Origin of the sequence: Janthinobacterium lividum (assembly GCF_011601275.1) — a bacterium.
Lineage (GTDB): Bacteria > Pseudomonadota > Gammaproteobacteria > Burkholderiales > Burkholderiaceae_D > Janthinobacterium > Janthinobacterium lividum_E.
On the sequence record NZ_JAAOLY010000004.1, the window covers coordinates 288003 to 304809 of the forward strand.

The window sequence follows — 16807 nt, forward strand, 5'->3', positions numbered from 1 at the left end:
AGCAAACACGATGAGTGGCATGAATGCGGCGCAGCTGGCTTTGCTGGGCCTGCTGTTCCTGATTGTTTTCGCGCTGGCCGTGCTGGTGCTGCGCCTGTTTTCCGGCAGTGCCGTGCAGGAGCGGCTGCAATCGCTCGGTGATGCCGGCGCCGCCGGCGACCGGGAGCGCCATGCCAGGGGGCGCTGGGTGGCGCGCGCCGTCAGCTTGACCGGCCCGCTGGCCAGGCTGTCGCTGCCCGACGAGGGCTGGGAACGTTCGCCCATCCGCAGCCGCTTCGTCCATGCCGGCTGGCGCAGCCAGGCCGCGCCGGCCCTGTTTTATGCGGCCAAGACGGGCCTGTTCGCGGGCTTGCCGTTGCTCGTGTATTTCCTGCTGCGCCACGGCGGGCAGAATATGCTGTTGTGGCTGGTCGCGGCCGCCGCCCTCGGCTATTACCTGCCCAACGTCTGGCTGTCGCATTGTTTGAAGCAGCGCCAGCGCGAAGTGTTCGAGACCTTTCCCGATGCGCTCGACCTGATGACGGTGTGCGTCGAAGCGGGGCTGGCGATGGATGCGGCCCTGGCGCGCGTGGCGCAGGAAATCGGCTTGAAAAGCGCGGTGCTGGCCGAAGAGCTGCAACTGGTGACGCTGGAACTGCGCGCCGGCAGCGCCAAGGACAAGGCCTTGCGCAACCTGGCCCTGCGCACGGGCGTGGAAGATGTCGATGCGCTGGTGACCTTGCTGATCCAGGCCGAGCGCTTCGGCACGAGCATCGCCGCGTCGCTGCGCGTGCAGTCCGACCAGCTGCGCACCAAGCGGCGCCAGCGCGCCGAAGAAACGGCGGCCAGGATCGCCCTCAAGCTGCTGTTTCCGCTGATCTTTTTTATTTTCCCGTCGCTGATGGTCGTGCTGATGGGCCCGGCATTCCTGCAGATTTACCGCGTGCTGCTGCCGGCCATGCGGGGCAGCTGAGGGGTAGCCGAGCGGGCAAAAAAAAGCTGCCGGAGTTTCCTCCGGCAGCTTCTTTACGTCAGCCCTTGCCTGGCAATCAGGCGAATGGCGTCAGCAGGGTGATCATCTGGCCAAAGATCTTCGGGCTGGCGGCGATGACGTCGCCCTTGTACAGGTATTCCGATTCGCCGGAAAATTCACCGACGATGCCGCCCGATTCCGTGATCATCAGGGCGCCGGCGGCGATATCCCAAGGCTTCAAGCCTTTTTCGTAGAAGCCGTCCAGGCGGCCGCAAGCGACGTAGGCCAGGTCCAGCGCGGCCGAGCCGGCGCGGCGCACGCCCTGGCTGCGTTCGCCCATGATCGCGTACATCTTCAGGTATTCGTCCAGCGCGCGGGCGCTGCCGGCCACGTAGCCGGTGCCCAGCAGGGCGTTCGAAATGCGGTCGAGCTTGGTGACGCGGATGCGTTTTTCGTTCAGGTAGGCGCCGGCGCCCTTGGTGGCCGTGAACAGGTCGTTGCGTACCGGGTCGTAGATGACGGCTTGCGTGACGACGCCGCGATGCGCGAGGGCGATCGAGATGCAGTATTGCGGGAAACCGTGGATAAAGTTGGTGGTGCCGTCCAGCGGATCGATGATCCACTGATATTCATTCTCGTCGTGCGAGTTGGCGGAAGCTCCCGATTCCTCAGCCAGGAACGCGTGGTCCGGGTAGGCTTTGGACAGCACCTCGATGATGGCTTGTTCGGCCGCCTGGTCGACGTCGGTGACGAAATCGTTATGTTGTTTTTCCGTGACGACGACGCGGTCGAGGTCAAAAGAGGCGCGATTGATGACGGCGGCGCCGCGGCGGGCGGCTTTGATCGCCGTGTTGAGCATTGGGTGCATGTGAGCTTCCGTTAAAAGCACGCGACCGCCCATGGCCGCCTTGCGGCGCCGGTACGATAGAGTGCAAGAATGAATTAAAGAGCGGAGCGGTGCCGAAGTGGTTAAAATCCCGGCCTGGCGTCAGCGTTTTGTGACTCCGTTTCCCGAAATTTCCTGTATCGATACCGCGCAATAGCGCTATTTTAAATGAATCTGCCCGAAATCAACACGTCTCTTTTCAAACGCCTGCGATTTATTCTTGTCGAAACTAGTCGTCCTGGCAACATTGGCGGCGTCGCGCGCGCCATGAAAACGATGGGTTTTTCCGATCTGGTGCTGGTCAATCCCCGGTTTCCCGATGCCTTGACGGATGTGGAAGCGGTGGCCTTCGCCAGCGGCGCGCAGGATATTTTGTCTGGCGCGCGCATCGTCGGCTCGATCGCCGAGGCGCTCGAAGGCTGCAATTACGCGGCCGCCGTGTCGGCCAGATTGCGCGAATTCTCGCCGCCCGTCACGGCCCCGCGCGCCATCGCGGCCCAATTGGCGGCTGGCGCGGACCTGCACGCGGCCGTCATCTTCGGCAACGAACGCTTCGGCTTGCCCAACGAGATCGTCGAGCAGTGCAACGTGCTGATCAACATTCCCGCCAATCCCGAGTATTCCTCGCTGAACCTGTCGCAGGCGGCGCAGGTCGTCGCCTATGAATGCCGCGTGGCGGCCCTCGATGCGTCGGACGATGCCCAGGCGGCCAGCCCCGTCGGTTTCCATGGCGACGCGGCCAGCCTGGCGCAGGTCGACGGCATGTATGCGCATCTGGAGCAGGCCCTGGTCGCCATCGATTTCCTCGACGCCGACAACCCGAAAAAACTCATGCCCCGTTTGAAACGCCTGTTCTCGCGCACGGGGCTGGAAACGGAAGAAGTCAACATCCTGCGCGGCATCGCCCGGCATATCCTGGCGGTAGCCAAAAAAGGCCCATGATAGAGACCCGGCTGCTGCGCCAGTTCATCGCCGTCGCCGAGGAACTGAACTTTCGCCGCGCGGCAGAACGGCTGCACATGGCGCAGCCGCCCTTGTCGCAGGCCATCCTGCGCCTGGAAGACTTGCTCGGCTACCCTGTTTTCGAGCGCACCAACCGCAAGGTCAGTTTGACGCCGGCCGGCATGGCTTTCCTGGCCACGGCGCGCCAGGTGCTGGCCAGCCTGGAAGAGGGCGTGGCCGCCACGCGCCGCGTGGCGCAGGGCGTCGAGGGTCACTTGCGCCTCAGCTTCATCCATATCACGCCGTATGCCCGCGTGCTCGACGCCTTGCGCGCGTTCCGCGCCGCCTCGCCCGCCGTGCAATTCACCTTGCGCGAAGCGTCGACGCAGCAGCAGGTCGAGTGGCTGGAGCGGGGCGAGGTCGATATCGCCCTGCTGCGCGCACCGGGCCGCAGCACGCCGGGCTTGCGCTTCGAGCGCCTGTCCGGCGAAGACATCGTGATCGCGCTGCCCTTGGACCACCGCTGCGCTGGGCTGACGCGGGTGGACCTGGCGGACCTGGCCGGTGACGATTTCGTCGCTTCCCCGCGCGACCTGGGCCAGGGTTTCCACGACCAGCTGGCCAGCCTGTGCCTGCATGCGGGCTACCTGCCGCGCGTGGTGCAGCAGGCGCGCCGCTTGCAAACGGTGCTGGGCCTGGTGGCGGCCGGCTTTGGCGTGGCCCTGCTGCCGGCCAGCCTCGTCGCCTGCGCGCCAGCGGGCGTGGTCATGCTGCCGCTGGCAAGCAGCGCGCCCGAAGCGCTGCGCCAGCTGGACCTGTACATGGCGTGGGACCCGCAGCGTGCGTCTCCCGTGCGCGAGCGGCTGCTGGAGCAGTTGCGGCTGTCTGCCTCGCATTGAGACTTGCAAGGTCTCATTTCAAGATAAATAAGATATTTTACAGATGGCGATCCAGGGACCAGCATGGCGTTTTGCCTGTACTGGAACCTCCATGTCCCCTGTTTCTGTCCGCGCCGCGGCTTCGCTGCCGCCCGCCATTTATCTTCTTTCCCTGTGCAGCTTCGCCTTCGGCTTGTCCGAATTCATCGCCGCCGGCCTGTTGTCCCCCATGGCGCGAGACTTGCACGCCAGCGTGGCGGCGGCCGGGGGCGCCATCGCCGCGTATGCGCTGGGGGCGGCCATCGGTGCGCCGATCCTGACGGCCATGCTGGCGCGCCAGCCCACGCGCCAGGTGCTGGTGGGCACCATGCTGGTGCTGGCGTTCGGCAGCGTGGCCATGGCGCCGGCGCCGGCACTGGGCGCGCTGCTCGGTGTGCGCTTTGCCGTCGGCCTCGCGCATGGCGTGTTCATGGCCGTCGCCTCGCATGCGGCCACCAGCCTGGTCGACCCGTCCCGTGCGGGACGGGCACTGTCCATCGTCTGGCTGGGCCTGACCCTGGCGCTGGCCGGCGGCGTGCCGCTGGGGACGTGGCTGGGCGCCGTCTCGTCGTGGCGCTGGGTATTTGCGGCCATCGGCGTGCTGGCCTTGTGCGGCGGCGCCGGCCTGCGCTTCGCCATGCCCGCCGCGCGTCAGCAGCTTGCCGCCGTATCGGCGCTGGCCAGCCTGCGCGCCATCTTGCAGCCGCCCCTGCTACTGGCGGCCGGCGTGGCGGCGCTGGTCAGCGTGGCCACCTTCAGTTTTTTCACGTATATCTCGCCATTCCTGCTGCAGCTGGGCGGACTCGATGCGGGCTGGCTGGGCGCCGCCATGCTGTGCTTTGGCGCGTGCGCCATCGGCGGTAACCTGCTGGGCGGCTGGTGCGCCGATCGTCCCCACGCGCTGCGTTCCACCGTGCTGGCCCTGGCCGCGCTGGCGCTCAATTTGTTGGGGTTTTATGTGTCGCGAGCCCAGCCCCTGGCCATGCTGGCCCTGTGCGGCACTCTGGGCTTGCTGTTCTTTGCCCTCGTGACCCTGTCGACCATGCGGTTGCTGCGCCTGGCGCAGCGGCATTGTCCGGGCAGCGACGCCGTGGCGGCGGGCCTGAATATCGCCGCCTTCAATGCGGGCACGGCCGCCGGTGGCATGCTTGGCGGCGCGCTGATCGTCGCCTTTGGCTTGCCCAGCATCGCCATCGGCGGCGCGCTGGCGGCGCTGCTGGCCATGCTGCTGCTGTGGTTCCCGTCGCGCGAACTAGACGAGTCGCTCTAGTTTTTGCGCGCGGAGCGCAGCTGCCTTTGGCGTACACTGGCCTGCAAAAGGCCGTACAAAACAAGGGGAGACATGGGGATGCGACGCAGATCGTTTCTGAAACTGGGCGTGCTCGGCGCCGCTGTGCTGGCGGCCGGCGGCGCCGCGTACCGGCTCGTGCGCGGACCGGCGCCGCCTGGCCGCTTCGTCCTCGATGGCGAGGCGCGCGCGGCGTTGGCGGCCATCGTGCCGGCCATGCTGGGCAGCGCACTGACTCGGGACGCTACCGCGCGGGCCACGGCGCTCGATGGCGCCATCGCCGGCGTGGACACGGCCATCCGCGGCTTGCCCCTGGCGGCGCAGCAGGAAGTGCAGGATCTGTTTGGCCTGCTGGCGCTGGCGCCCGCGCGGCGCTTCGTCGCCGGCGTTGAGAAAGGCTGGCTTGACGCCGATCCGGCCCAGGTGGCCGCCTTTCTGCAGTCGTGGCGCACGCACCGCCTGGCCACCTTGCAGACGGCTTACCTGGCCCTGCACGACCTGATCCTCGGCGCCTGGTATGCCGATGCCGCCCGCTGGGCCGCCATCGGCTATCCGGGACCGCTGCCCGAACTGAGCGCATAAGGCATCCATGAGCACATCCCCCATACCCGACCCGATTGCCGCCGGCCTGGCCGCAGGCTGGAACGTCACCGACGCCAGCACCCTGGCGGCCGACCGCACTTTCGAGGCGGACGTCGTCGTCATCGGCAGCGGCGCCGGCGGCGGCGTGACGGCGGAAATCCTCGCGCTGGCCGGCTTGAAGGTCTTGATTGTCGAGGAGGGCGGCTTGAAGTCCTCGCAAGACTTCAAGATGCGCGAAGCGCAGGCCTATCCCGCGCTGTACCAGGAATCGGCCGCGCGCAAGACGCGCGACAAGGCGATCAATATCCTGCAGGGGCGCACCGTCGGCGGCTCGACCACCGTCAACTGGACCTCGAGCTTTCGTACGCCGTCCGGCACCCTCGAATACTGGCGCAAGCATTTTGGCTTGTCCGGCTATGGCGTCGATGCCATGGTGCCGTGGTTCGCCATGATGGAAAAACGCCTGCACGTGAGCGACTGGGCCGCGCCGCCCAATGAAAACAACGACTTGTTGCGGCGTGGCGCGCAGGCGCTGGGCATTCCCACGGCCGCCATCCGGCGCAACGTGAACGGTTGTTGGAATCTCGGCTACTGCGGCATGGGTTGCCCGACCAACGCCAAGCAGTCGATGCTGGTGACGACGATCCCGTCGGCGCTGGCGCTGGGCGCAGGCCTGCTCGTGCATGCGCGCGCCGAACGTTTCATTTTCAAGGGCGAGCGCGTCGACAGCCTGCAAGTCACCGCGCTGGACGCTGCCGGGCAAGTTCCCACGGGCGTGCGCCTGACGCTGCGCGCCAAACACTTTGTGCTGGCCGGCGGCGCCATCAACTCGCCCGCGCTGCTGCTGCGCTCGCAGGCGCCCGACCCGCACGGCTTGCTGGGCCGGCGCACCTTTTTGCATCCGACCGTGGTGTCGGCGGGCCTGTTCGCGCAGCGAGTCGACGCCTATGCGGGCGCGCCGCAGACGATTTATTCCGACCATTTCCTGCATACGGCGCCCATCGATGGCCCCATCGGCTACAAGCTCGAAGCGCCGCCCTTGCACCCGCTGCTGATGGCCACCACCATGGGCGGCTTCGGCGATGAGCACGCGCGCACCATGCGTGAATTTCCCCATGCGCACGCCTTGCTGGCGCTGCTGCGCGACGGCTTTCATCACGATGCGGCAGGCGGCACGGTGTCCATCGACGGTTTCGGCGCGCCCGTGCTCGACTATCCCTTGACGCCGTTTATCTGGGATGGCGTGCGGCGCGCGCTGCTGTCGATGGCGGAAATCCAGTTCGCGGCCGGCGCGCGGAGCGTCTATCCCGTGCATGAAATGGCCAGCCACTACACGAGCTGGGCTCAGGCGAAGCAGGCCATCGGCGACTTGCCGATGAAGGTGCTGCTGGCGCGCGTGGTGTCGGCTCACGTGATGGGCGGCTGCGCCATGTCGGACGATGCGCGCCTGGGCGTGACGGGCGCCGATGGCCGCTACCACGGCGTGCGCAACCTGTCCGTGCACGACGGCTCGCTGTTTCCCACGTCGATAGGCGCCAATCCGCAATTGACGATCTATGCGCTGACCGCGCGCCTGGCCAGCGGCCTGGCGCAAGCGCTGACGGGCAAGCCCGCGCCCGTTCCCGTCTCTGCTGCGGCGACGGCATGATCGCACGCATCCTCAAGTGGCTGATGCTGCTGCAAGTACTGGCCGTGCTGGGAGTGGCGTACCTAGCCATGCACGCGTGGGGCGTCGCTTCGCCGATGCTGGCCGTGCTGCTGGCGCTGGCCACGCTGCTGGCCGTGCGCGCGCTGATCGTCGTGCGCAATTTCCTGGAGAGCCGGCGCCTGGGCAGCCCCGTGCCGCCTGAATATCAGCTGGGCGCCATGGGCGCGGTGCGCCTGTTTTTTGGCGAATTGCGCGCCACCCTGTGGACTTCTTCATGGGGCATGCTGCGTCCGCGCCTGCATGCGGCCGACACCATCACTGGCCAAGCCCTGCCGGTGCTGCTGGTGCACGGCTATGTGTGCAACGGCGGCTACTGGACAAAGCTGAGCCTGCAGCTGGCACGGGCCGGTATCGTGCACAAGGCGATCGATCTGGAACCGATCAACGGCGACATCGAGGCGTTCGTGCCGCAGGTCGAGCAAGCCATCACCGAGCTGCGCACCCGCACGGGCAGCGACCGCGTGATTCTCGTCGCCCACAGCATGGGTGGCCTGGTGGCGCGCGCCTGGCTGCGCCATTACGGTGCGACCCGCGTGGCGCGCATCGTCACCATCGGCACGCCGCACCACGGCACGGCGTTGGCTAACCTGGCGGCGGGCGCCAATGCGCGGCAGATGAGCCGCGTCGATGGCGCACCGAGCGGCTGGCTGGCGCAGCTGGCCGCCAGCGAGACGCCGGAGACGCGTGCGCTGATTACCTCGATGTATTCGCATCACGACAATATCGTCGCGCCGCAAGCGTCCGCGCAGCTGCCCGGCGCGCGCAATATCGCCTTCGGCGGCATCGGCCACGTGGCGCTGGCCAGCGATGCGCGCGTGCTGCGCCAGCTGCTGGAAGAAATCACTATCAAGAACGAAGTCGTCCAGCCCCCTTCCGCTCCCCATTTCGCCTGAGTCCTGTTGTGTTTTGTCTGCATGGCAAGACTGTCTCTTTTGACTCTGCTGTTGCTCGTGTTTAACAGAGCAAGGGGCAGAAAATGCTGTTTTCCACTGGCGTACTGTATTAAGCTAACGTCGGAAGACAGTCAGAAAAAATTTGTTCTTGAGGCCGCTTGCGCCGTTCCGCAGGCATCGTGCGGCCAGATATTTCTCTGAATGTATGGCAAGATGTTATAGGATTGTTATGTTGGCCGCGCATGCGGAAAGATGAACGCAGGCGGAAAATGATTCATGCAGTTTTTATTGGGGGCGCTAATTGTCCGCACGTATCCTGATTATCGAAGATAACGCCACCAATATGGAATTGATGGTGTACTTGCTGCGTGCCTTCGGGTACACGCCGCTGGCGGCCTATGACGGCGAAGAGGGCGTGCGCATGGCGCGCAGCGAATTGCCGGACTTGATCATTTGCGACGTGCATTTGCCCAAGCTTGACGGCTATGGCGTGGTGGCTGAATTGAAGAAAGACCCGCAGCTGCGCAAGATCCCGGCCCTGGCCGTGACGGCGCTGGCCATGGTGGGCGACCGCGAACGCCTGCTCGAAGCGGGCTTCAATGGTTACATCGGCAAGCCGATCGAGCCCGATCTGTTCGTCGCGGAGCTGGAGTCTTTTTTACCCGGGGCGCCGTCGACGCCAGTTAAAAACGACATAGCCACCATCCTGATCGTCGATGATCATGTGCTGAACCGCGAGTTCCTGACTGCGCTGCTCGGCTACGGCGGCCACCGCCTGCTGGAAGCGGCCAATGGCGCCGACGCGCTGGAAATCCTGCGCACCGAGCGGCCGGACCTGATCATCTCCGACATCCTCATGCCGAACATGGACGGCTACGAATTCGTCACGCGCGTGCATGCCGACCCCGCGCTGACCGAAGTGCCCATCATCTTTTATACGGCCACCTACCGCGAGCAGGAAGCGATCTTGCTGGCGCAGGCGTGCGGCGTGCGCTGGGTGCTGCCCAAGCCTTCCGACCCTGAGGTTATCGTGCGCACCGTCAACGAGGCGCTGGGACTGATGCCGGCGACGGCCCAGGTGCCTGCGGCGCCGGGTGCGGGCGGCGGTGCGGCGCTTCCTGGCACGGGCCAGCTGGCCGGCATCGAGCACCAGGTCAGCGGTTACCTCGACGAACTCGAATCGAGCAGCCAGCAGATTTCGCAGCTGGCCAGCCAGCGCGAAGGCCAGGCCGCCATTCCCGAAGACCTCGGTGTCATGACGGAGCGCTTGTCGCGCTCATTGTCAAGCCTGCAGGCGGTAAGCCTGCGCCTGACGGCCCTGATCGAACTGGGCATCGAGCTGGGCGCCGAACGCGATCCGCGCGCCCTGATCGAGGCGGGCTGCAAGGTGGCGCAGAATATCTGCGTCTCGAAGTACGCCTGCATCGGCGTGCTGGAAGAGGGCGCCGAAAAACTCAGTTATTTTTCCTCGTGCGGCGCCGAGAAAAACCTCGAGCGCATCGCCAGCACGCCGCGCATGGGCATCCTGAACCGCTTGCTGGAGCAGCGCCAGCCCTACCGGGTCAACGGCTTGAAGGGCGACCCCGCTGCGCTGGGCCTGCCCGACACGCACCCGCCCGTGCACTCCTTCCTGGGCGTGGCCATCGCCTCGCGCGAGCGCAGCCACGGCTGGCTGTACCTGGTCGACAAACTGGGCGCGAATGAATTTTCCGAAGTCGACGAACGGGTCGCCGCCACGGTGGCGGCGCAGATCGCCGTCGCCTACGACAACCTGCTGCTGTACGACGAAATCAAGCGCCACCACGAGCAGCTGACCCTGGACATGGCGGCGCGCATCCGCCTCGATGAAGACCTGCGCCGCTTCCGTCTGGCGATGGACGCCACGGCCGACGCGATTTTCCTCGTCGACCGCGCCGGCATGTGCTTCGTCGACGTCAACCAGACGGCTTGCCGCATGCTCGGTTTCGAGCGCGAGGATTTCCTGCGCGTGGGCCCGGGCCGCGCGCACGAGGGCGAATCCCAGCTGGAAGAGCTGTACAACAAGCTGCTGGCCGGCGACCAGGGCGGCCCGATGACGGAATTGCAGCTGCAGCGCAAGGACGGCTCGCCCCTGTCGGTGGAAGTGCAGCGGCGTACCTTGCGCTCGGGGCAGAGCTGGATCCTGGTGGCCGTGGCGCGCGACATCACGGAGCGCAAGGATGCCGAACAGCGCCTGATGAAACTGGCCCATTTCGACACCTTGACGGGTTTGCCGAACCGCAGCCAGTTCTACGCCTCGCTGACCCATTCGCTGGCCCAGGCTGCCGAGCACCAGTGGGCCGTGGCCGTGCTGTTCATGGATGTCGACCGCTTCAAGAATATCAACGATACCCTGGGCCACACCATCGGCGACGACCTGCTGCGCCAGTTTTCCAGCCGCCTCGTCGATTGCCTGCGCGTGCGCGACACCATCGGCCGCTTTGGCGGCGATGAATTTGCCACCATCCTGCTGCTGCCCGAAGGCGCGCAGCATGCCGTGGGCGTGGTCGACAAGATCCGCGAGGCGATGCGCAAGCCCTTCGACTTGCAGGGCCACGAGGTGACGGTGACGGTCAGCATCGGCATTTCCGTGTTCCCCGATGACGCGGCCGATGCGGACACCCTGATTCAATATGCCGACACGGCCATGTACCGCGCCAAGGAAGCGGGTCGCGACGCCTTCCGTTTCTTCACGGCGGAAATGAACGCGCAGTCGATGGCGCGGCTGGACATGGAAAATGCCTTGCGGCGCGCCATCGACAACGAGGAATTCGTGCTGTTCTTCCAGCCCAAGGTGAATATCATCTCCGGGCGCATCAGCGGCGCCGAGGCGCTGATACGCTGGCGCCGTCCCGGTCACGGCATGGTCTCGCCGGCCCTGTTCATCCCCCTGCTGGAAGAAACGGGTCTCATCGTGCGCGTCGGTAACTGGGTGCTCGACGAGGCCTGCAAGAAGATCAGCGAGTGGGGCGCCAGCAGCATCGGCCCCGTGCACCTGTCGGTGAACGTGTCGGGCATCCAGTTCTTCGTCGGCGGCCTGGAAGAAGAGGTGCTCAAGGCGATCCGCAAGCACGATATCGCGCCCGACCTGCTGGAGCTGGAGCTGACGGAAAGCTCGCTGATGTCGAATGCCGAGGAAACCATCGCCGTGCTGCGCAACCTGAAGGCACTGGGCATCCAGATTTCCATCGACGATTTCGGCACCGGCTATTCCAGCCTGGCCTACCTGAAACGCTTCCCCATCGACAAGCTGAAGATCGACATCGCCTTCGTGCGCGAAGTGACGAGTAACCCGGACGACGCGGCCATCGTGCTGGCCATCATCAGCATGGCGCACAGCATGAAGCTGGAAGTGATCGCCGAAGGTGTGGAAAACGATGCGCAGCTGGCCTACCTGCGGCGCCACGGCTGCGACGAGATGCAGGGCTATTATTTCAGCCGTCCCGTGCCGCAGGAAGAATTCGAGCAGATGCTGATGGGCGGCAAGCTGCTGCAGGCGCCGCAGGATGCCGGCAGCGAAGAGCAGCAAACCTTGCTGATCGTCGACGACGATGTCTTCATGCTCGACGTGCTCAGCGACTTCCTGGCGCAGGACGGCTACCGCATCCTGACGGCGCAGACGGCCGCCGAGGGCTTCGACATTCTGGCGCGCCACAAGGTGCAGGTGATCCTGTGCGACCAGTGCATGCCGCTCATGAGCGGCACCGAATTCATGGAGCGGGTCAAGCACCTGTGCCCCGACACCTTCCGCATCATGCTGTCCGCCTTTGCCGACCTGACGCCCATCATGGCGGCCATCAACCGCGGCGCCGTCGACCGCTTCTATACCAAGCCGTGGAAAGGCGCCGTGCTGCGCGAGAATATCCGCGAAGGCTTCCGCCTGCACAAGCTGCTGCATGGCCAGGTGAAAGCGGCAGCCTAGGCGCTTGCCACACAGGCAATTGGCCCCCGCGTGCGCTGGCGCACGTTGGGGAGCAGCTTTCCATCGAATTAGACTCCCGTCTCTAGTTTTGCTCTCTAGAATAAAACGCATCCATGAAGTGGCATGGCCTTTCACATGACGGGAGCTGGCGATGGTGAAGAAATTGAAGGAGCTGACGGAAGACACTGAATTGGCGAGCGCCGCGCGCTCGTCCGCGCAGCAGATATGGCAAGCGGGCCTCGGCGCTTTTGCGAAGGCGCAGGAAGAGGGGGGACGCGTGTTTTCCCGGCTGGTGAAGGAAGGCACGGAATTCCAGAAACGGGCCGAAGACAAGGTGGCCAACGTCAGCGACAGCGTCGGCAAACTGGCCGATGGCGTGGGCAAGCAGGCCAGCGGTTCCTGGGACAAGCTGGAACAGGTGTTTGAAGAGCGCGTCGCGCGCGCGCTGGCCACCATCGGCGTGCCCACGCAGCAGGACATCGCCGCGTTGCACGCGCAGATCGATGCCTTGAGCCGGCAAGTGGCGGCGCTGTCGGTCAAGGCCGCGCCGGCGCCCAAGCCGAAGGCTGCCGCCAAGCCCGCCGTGAAGGCGGCGCCGAAAGCCGCACCGAAAGTTGCGCCGAAAGCAGCTGCCGCCAAGCCGGCGGCCAAGGCCGCGCCGCGCGCCGCAAGCAAGCCAGTGAGCAAGCCCGCGAGCAAAGCGGTGAGCAAACCCGCCGCGAGACCGGCGGCGAAGAAAAAAGCGCCGGCCGCCTGAGCTGGCGCCGCATTCCTCCGGCCTGCTCGCGCAGGCTTTTTTTTGCCCGCGGTTTTCGCCGGCGCCAGCGGGCGGAGTGTTTCATTACGGCTATCTTAGGTGGTATGCTTGAGGCAGAACACAGAGAGATTGCCCGCCATGCTACAAAAAGCACCACGCCGTACCCGCGAACGCATCCTGGAGTTGTCGCTGCGCCTGTTCAATGAGTTTGGTGAGCCGAATATCACGACGACCGTGATTGCGGAAGAGATGAACATTTCGCCGGGGAACCTGTATTACCACTTCCGTAACAAGGACGACATCGTCAACTCGATCTTCGTCCAGTTTGAGGCGGAAATCGAACGCATCCTGACCGTGCCCGACGGGCGCCGTTCGAATATCGAGGACGTCTGGCTGTATCTGCACCTGATGTTCGAACTGATCTGGCGCTACCGCTTTTTCTATCGCGACCTCAACGATTTGCTGTCGCGCAACCGCAAGCTGGAACTGCACTTCAAGCTGATCCTGGCGCACAAGATCAAGGTGGCCACGCAGCTGTGCGAAGACTTGCGCAGCGAACAGTCGCTTGAAGCGTCGGACATGGAAGTGGCTGCCATGGCGACGAATATGGTCGTCGTCGCCACCTACTGGCTGTCGTACGAGTATGTGCGCAATCCGCGCAAGTACAGCGAGCAGCAATCGATGTCCGATGCGCTGGCGCGCGGCTGCTACCAGGTGCTGTCGCTGATCGGACCGTACCTGCGCAATGAAACGCATTTGCTGTTTCGCAAACTGTCGGAAGAGTATGTGACCAAACTCAAGAACGACTGACGCGGCTGCTGGCGCCACGTCGTCAATTACAGGAGAGAGAGATGGCTTGGAAACAATTCCCCTATCCGGACGAAGCATATAGTTACACGCCGCAAACCCTGGAAGCGGCCTGGGCGCGCCTGCATGCGGGCGATGTGGAACCGTTTCCCACGCATCCTGCGCTGGTACAAGCCTGGCTGGCTTTCCATGCGGGCGACTTCGAGCGCGCCGTGAAGCTGGGCCTGGCCGTCGGCGTGCCCGGCTATGCGGTGGCGCACAAGGCGACCTGCATCTATGCCACGCACCTGGAAGTGGATGACAGTCAGAAACTCGACATGTATGAGGAAGTGGCCGAGCGCTGCGAGCGCCAGCAGAGCGAGCAGCCGGACAATCCGGCCGGCTACTACTGGCATGCCTACAGCCTGGGCCGCTATGCCTTGGGCACGTCCGTCGTCAAGGCCCTGGCGCAGGGCATGGGTGCGCGCGTGCGCAACAGCCTGGACCGCACGATGACGATAGCGCCCATGCATGCGGAAGCGCATATCGCATTTGGGATTTATCATACGGAAATTATCGACAAGGTCGGCACCATGATAGGCGGCCTGACCTACGGCGCCAACAAGGAAGACGGCTATCAGCACTTCAAGACGGCGCTGGCCCTGACGCCGTATTCGGCGCTGGCGCACAGCGAATATGCGCGTGCTTTGAACATGCTCGATGGAAAGAAAAAGCTGGCGGAAGCGCTGGCACTGTATGCAAAGGCGGCCGAGTGCGTGGCACTGGACGCCAAGGAACGCCTCGAGGTCGAGGCGGCGATCGACGAATTGAAAGGGTAGGGATTACTGTGATCAAGGCTTTATGTGTGTACTGTGGCGCCAATGCGGGCGTCTCGCCGGACTATGCCGTGGCGGCGCGCGAACTGGCGCGCGTGCTGGTGGAGGAAAATATTTCGCTCGTGTATGGCGGCGGCAAGGTGGGCCTGATGGGCGTGATCGCCGATGAAGTGCTGCGCCTGGGCGGCGAGGTGACGGGCGTGATTCCCACCCAACTGGTCGAGCGCGAAGTGGGCCACATGGGCTTGACGCGCCAGTTCATCGTGAAGGACATGCATGAGCGCAAGGCGATGATGGCCAGCCTGTCCGACGCCTTCATCGCCATGCCTGGCGGCTATGGCACCCTGGAAGAGCTGTTCGAGATGCTCACGTGGGCCCAGCTGGGCTTGCACGCCAAGCCCATCGGCTTGCTCAATGTCGACCGTTTTTATGACGGTTTGATCGCTTTCGTGCAAAACGGCAAGGAACAGGGCTTCATCCGTCCACAGCACGCGGCCTTTCTGAATGCCGACGCCGATCCTGCAGCGCTGGTGCAGCGCCTGAAGGAGTGCGCGCCGTAGCTCCATGTCTGGCTGGCCGCCGCGCCGCCCGCCAGTCAGCTGTTTCCTGTCGCTTGAAAAGCCATGCAGTGCGCACTGCATGGCTTTTTTATTTCCACACAGGAAAATTGATCGGGCTGGTTGACTTAATTAATAAAAATATGGCCATAAAATTGCCGTGATAGCATGTTTTTTTGAAAATGAAGATGCTTTTTAAGCATTGATGTGGTCTACTGTCATGGTTCAAAAGTTAGGAATATCGGACACCGACGAGCGTTGTACAGACTCCCCCAAAAAGGTGCCGACCCGTTTCAAGTTGCCCCAACCACGCTACTTCATCATCTCGAAAGGATGCTATTTTGAAACCTATGACCTTCATGCGAGCGGCCGCCGTCGCCGCCATTCTGGCTGCCGCTGGCGGCGCCCAAGCACAAACCACCACGATCGGCTTCGATTCGCTGGAACAACCTGGCTACTTCGGTTCCGTGTTCAATTCCTACTCCGAAGGCGGCTACAACTTCGACAGCAGCTTCCTCGGGTTGCTGAGCTCGGCACACCAGGATAGCTTCGCCTATGCCGGCTCGGCCGGTCTCGGTGCGACACCGCTGTCGACGACCACCCTGAGCCGTGCCGATGGCGCCGCTTTCTCGCTGAGCTCGATCAGCCTGGCCGACTTCGTGAGCTTGCCCGGTTCCTTTGACGTGACGTTCGTCGGCCACCAGGTGGGCGGCGGCACGGTGAGCCAGACCTTCACCCTCGGTGGCGGCCACACCTTTGCCGATTACACGTTTACGGGTTTCAGCAATCTGCTGTCGGCAACGTGGAAGGAGGGCGCCTTGCACACCTTCCAGGTCGACAATATCGCCGCCACTGTCAGCGCCGTGCCGGAACCGGCCACCTACGGCATGCTGCTGGGCGGTTTGGGCCTGCTGGGCTTCATGCTTCGCCGCAAGAACGCCGCCTGAGCCTGAACATGGTGCCGGCCATGCCGGCACGCATGTAAAAAAGCCGCCCGTTTTACGGGGCGGCGATGCTGACAAGCCAGCGCACACGAACAATGCCGCCCAGTGGATGCCCGGGCGGCATTGTTACGTGGACTTCATGACCTGACTTCCCCTGACTTCATAACCCTGACTGCATGACCAGGACGTTACGATCAGGACGTTACGACCACAGGCGCTGGCCTGACAGGTCGAGCTGGGTCAGGTACAGGCGCACGTCGAATTCGTACTGGTGGTACTGCGGTTCCATATACGTGCACAGCTTGTAGAAGGCCTTGTCGTGCTGCTTTTCCTTGACGTGCGCCAGTTCGTGCACGGCGATCATGCGCAGGAATTCCAGCGGCACTTCCTTGAACATGGTGGCCACGCGGATTTCATGCTTGGCCTTCAGCTTGCCGCCTTGCACGCGCGAGATCGAGGTATGCAAGCCCAGCGCATGCTGGATCACGTGGATCTTGCTGTCGAACGCCACCTTGTTGATGGGCTCGGCATTGCGCAGGAATTCATTCTTCAAATCCTGCACATACTGGTATAAAGCCTTGTCGTTGCGCACATCGTGTGCGTTCGGATAGCGTTTCAACAGGACGTCGCCCAGCTTGTCCTGCGCGATCAGTTGCTGTACTTGCGCTTGCGTTTGTTCGGAATAGGCGCTCAGGTATTTCAGGGATGGCTGCATGCGGGGAAGGGCGGGACGGGGCGCGGAGGTGTCGGTAAGGCGAGAATGTACCATACCGCCGCCCCCGGCGCTGCGCCAGGCCTTGCACGGGGCCGCCAGGGCCG

The 16807-nt window shown here is 64.2% G+C and carries 15 protein-coding genes; 13 read left to right on the top strand and 2 right to left on the bottom strand.

Annotation, left to right across the window (positions count from 1 at the left end):
• The first annotated feature begins 19 nt into the window (after positions 1-19).
• On the top strand, positions 20-952 hold the full coding sequence (locus GYK42_RS08630; RefSeq protein ID WP_205711333.1) for a type II secretion system F family protein: 933 nt from the start codon (positions 20-22) through the stop codon (positions 950-952).
• A 76-nt stretch (positions 953-1028) separates the two neighbouring features.
• Here the strand turns inward: GYK42_RS08630 and GYK42_RS08635 are convergent, their stop codons facing one another.
• The gene (locus GYK42_RS08635) at positions 1029-1811 is read right to left on the bottom strand and encodes an inositol monophosphatase family protein (protein ID WP_046682466.1); all 783 of its coding nucleotides are present in this window, start codon (positions 1809-1811) and stop codon (positions 1029-1031) included.
• Positions 1812-2006: 195 nt separating this feature from the next.
• Here GYK42_RS08635 and GYK42_RS08640 point away from each other — a divergent pair, with 195 nt between their 5' ends.
• The 12 genes from GYK42_RS08640 (at position 2007) to GYK42_RS29240 (ending at position 15991) form a co-directional block, all read left to right on the top strand.
• The gene (locus GYK42_RS08640; RefSeq protein WP_166447141.1) at positions 2007-2780 is read left to right on the top strand and encodes an RNA methyltransferase; all 774 of its coding nucleotides are present in this window, start codon (positions 2007-2009) and stop codon (positions 2778-2780) included.
• Complete coding sequence (locus GYK42_RS08645) at positions 2777-3679, top strand: LysR substrate-binding domain-containing protein (RefSeq protein ID WP_166447142.1); 903 nt, start codon at positions 2777-2779, stop codon at positions 3677-3679. Before GYK42_RS08640 ends, GYK42_RS08645 begins: the two co-directional genes overlap by 4 nt.
• Before the next feature lie 91 nt (positions 3680-3770).
• The gene (locus tag GYK42_RS08650) at positions 3771-4967 is read left to right on the top strand and encodes an MFS transporter (RefSeq protein WP_240943516.1); all 1197 of its coding nucleotides are present in this window, start codon (positions 3771-3773) and stop codon (positions 4965-4967) included.
• A 72-nt stretch (positions 4968-5039) separates the two neighbouring features.
• Positions 5040-5567: a hypothetical protein gene (locus GYK42_RS08655; RefSeq protein ID WP_166447143.1), complete on the top strand. Its 528-nt coding sequence runs from the start codon at positions 5040-5042 to the stop codon at positions 5565-5567.
• A 7-nt stretch (positions 5568-5574) separates the two neighbouring features.
• Positions 5575-7215 (top strand): GMC family oxidoreductase, encoded by a 1641-nt coding sequence (locus GYK42_RS08660; RefSeq protein ID WP_166447144.1) that lies wholly within the window; start codon positions 5575-5577, stop codon positions 7213-7215.
• A complete protein-coding gene (locus tag GYK42_RS08665; RefSeq protein WP_166447145.1) occupies positions 7212-8168 on the top strand; it encodes an esterase/lipase family protein in 957 nt (318 codons plus the stop codon). The genes GYK42_RS08660 and GYK42_RS08665 overlap by 4 nt, the downstream gene beginning before the upstream one ends.
• A gap of 301 nt (positions 8169-8469) precedes the next feature.
• Positions 8470-12108 carry an EAL domain-containing protein gene (locus tag GYK42_RS08670; RefSeq protein WP_166447146.1) on the top strand — a complete coding sequence of 1213 codons (3639 nt, stop codon included), beginning with the start codon at positions 8470-8472 and terminating at the stop codon, positions 12106-12108.
• 151 nt (positions 12109-12259) lie between these two features.
• Positions 12260-12865: a phasin family protein gene (locus GYK42_RS08675; protein WP_166447147.1), complete on the top strand. Its 606-nt coding sequence runs from the start codon at positions 12260-12262 to the stop codon at positions 12863-12865.
• A gap of 138 nt (positions 12866-13003) precedes the next feature.
• Entirely contained in the window at positions 13004-13675 is a 672-nt protein-coding gene (locus tag GYK42_RS08680; protein ID WP_034758777.1) for a TetR/AcrR family transcriptional regulator, read from the top strand.
• Positions 13676-13716: 41 nt separating this feature from the next.
• Positions 13717-14490 (top strand): hypothetical protein, encoded by a 774-nt coding sequence (locus tag GYK42_RS08685; protein WP_166447148.1) that lies wholly within the window; start codon positions 13717-13719, stop codon positions 14488-14490.
• Positions 14491-14501: 11 nt separating this feature from the next.
• The gene (locus GYK42_RS08690; protein ID WP_166447212.1) at positions 14502-15047 is read left to right on the top strand and encodes a TIGR00730 family Rossman fold protein; all 546 of its coding nucleotides are present in this window, start codon (positions 14502-14504) and stop codon (positions 15045-15047) included.
• Positions 15048-15394: 347 nt separating this feature from the next.
• The gene (locus GYK42_RS29240) at positions 15395-15991 is read left to right on the top strand and encodes a PEP-CTERM sorting domain-containing protein (RefSeq protein WP_052755526.1); all 597 of its coding nucleotides are present in this window, start codon (positions 15395-15397) and stop codon (positions 15989-15991) included.
• Positions 15992-16190: 199 nt separating this feature from the next.
• Here the strand turns inward: GYK42_RS29240 and GYK42_RS08700 are convergent, their stop codons facing one another.
• On the bottom strand, positions 16191-16703 hold the full coding sequence (locus GYK42_RS08700; RefSeq protein WP_034758768.1) for a YgjP-like metallopeptidase domain-containing protein: 513 nt from the start codon (positions 16701-16703) through the stop codon (positions 16191-16193).
• Positions 16704-16807 lie beyond the last annotated feature (104 nt).

Bases quoted from the DNA above. Each gene is read 5' to 3' on its own strand.
- GYK42_RS08685 (WP_166447148.1), top strand. From the start codon at position 13,717: ATGGCTTGGAAACAATTCCCCTATCCGGACGAAGCATATAGTTACACG.
- GYK42_RS08700 (WP_034758768.1), bottom strand. From the start codon at position 16,703: ATGCAGCCATCCCTGAAATACCTGAGCGCCTATTCCGAACAAACGCAA.
- GYK42_RS29240 (WP_052755526.1), top strand. From the start codon at position 15,395: ATGACCTTCATGCGAGCGGCCGCCGTCGCCGCCATTCTGGCTGCCGCT.
- GYK42_RS08630 (WP_205711333.1), top strand. From the start codon at position 20: ATGAATGCGGCGCAGCTGGCTTTGCTGGGCCTGCTGTTCCTGATTGTT.
- GYK42_RS08675 (WP_166447147.1), top strand. From the start codon at position 12,260: ATGGTGAAGAAATTGAAGGAGCTGACGGAAGACACTGAATTGGCGAGC.
- GYK42_RS08650 (WP_240943516.1), top strand. From the start codon at position 3,771: ATGTCCCCTGTTTCTGTCCGCGCCGCGGCTTCGCTGCCGCCCGCCATT.
- GYK42_RS08660 (WP_166447144.1), top strand. From the start codon at position 5,575: ATGAGCACATCCCCCATACCCGACCCGATTGCCGCCGGCCTGGCCGCA.
- GYK42_RS08665 (WP_166447145.1), top strand. From the start codon at position 7,212: ATGATCGCACGCATCCTCAAGTGGCTGATGCTGCTGCAAGTACTGGCC.
- GYK42_RS08640 (WP_166447141.1), top strand. From the start codon at position 2,007: ATGAATCTGCCCGAAATCAACACGTCTCTTTTCAAACGCCTGCGATTT.
- GYK42_RS08635 (WP_046682466.1), bottom strand. From the start codon at position 1,811: ATGCTCAACACGGCGATCAAAGCCGCCCGCCGCGGCGCCGCCGTCATC.
- GYK42_RS08645 (WP_166447142.1), top strand. From the start codon at position 2,777: ATGATAGAGACCCGGCTGCTGCGCCAGTTCATCGCCGTCGCCGAGGAA.
- GYK42_RS08680 (WP_034758777.1), top strand. From the start codon at position 13,004: ATGCTACAAAAAGCACCACGCCGTACCCGCGAACGCATCCTGGAGTTG.
- GYK42_RS08655 (WP_166447143.1), top strand. From the start codon at position 5,040: ATGGGGATGCGACGCAGATCGTTTCTGAAACTGGGCGTGCTCGGCGCC.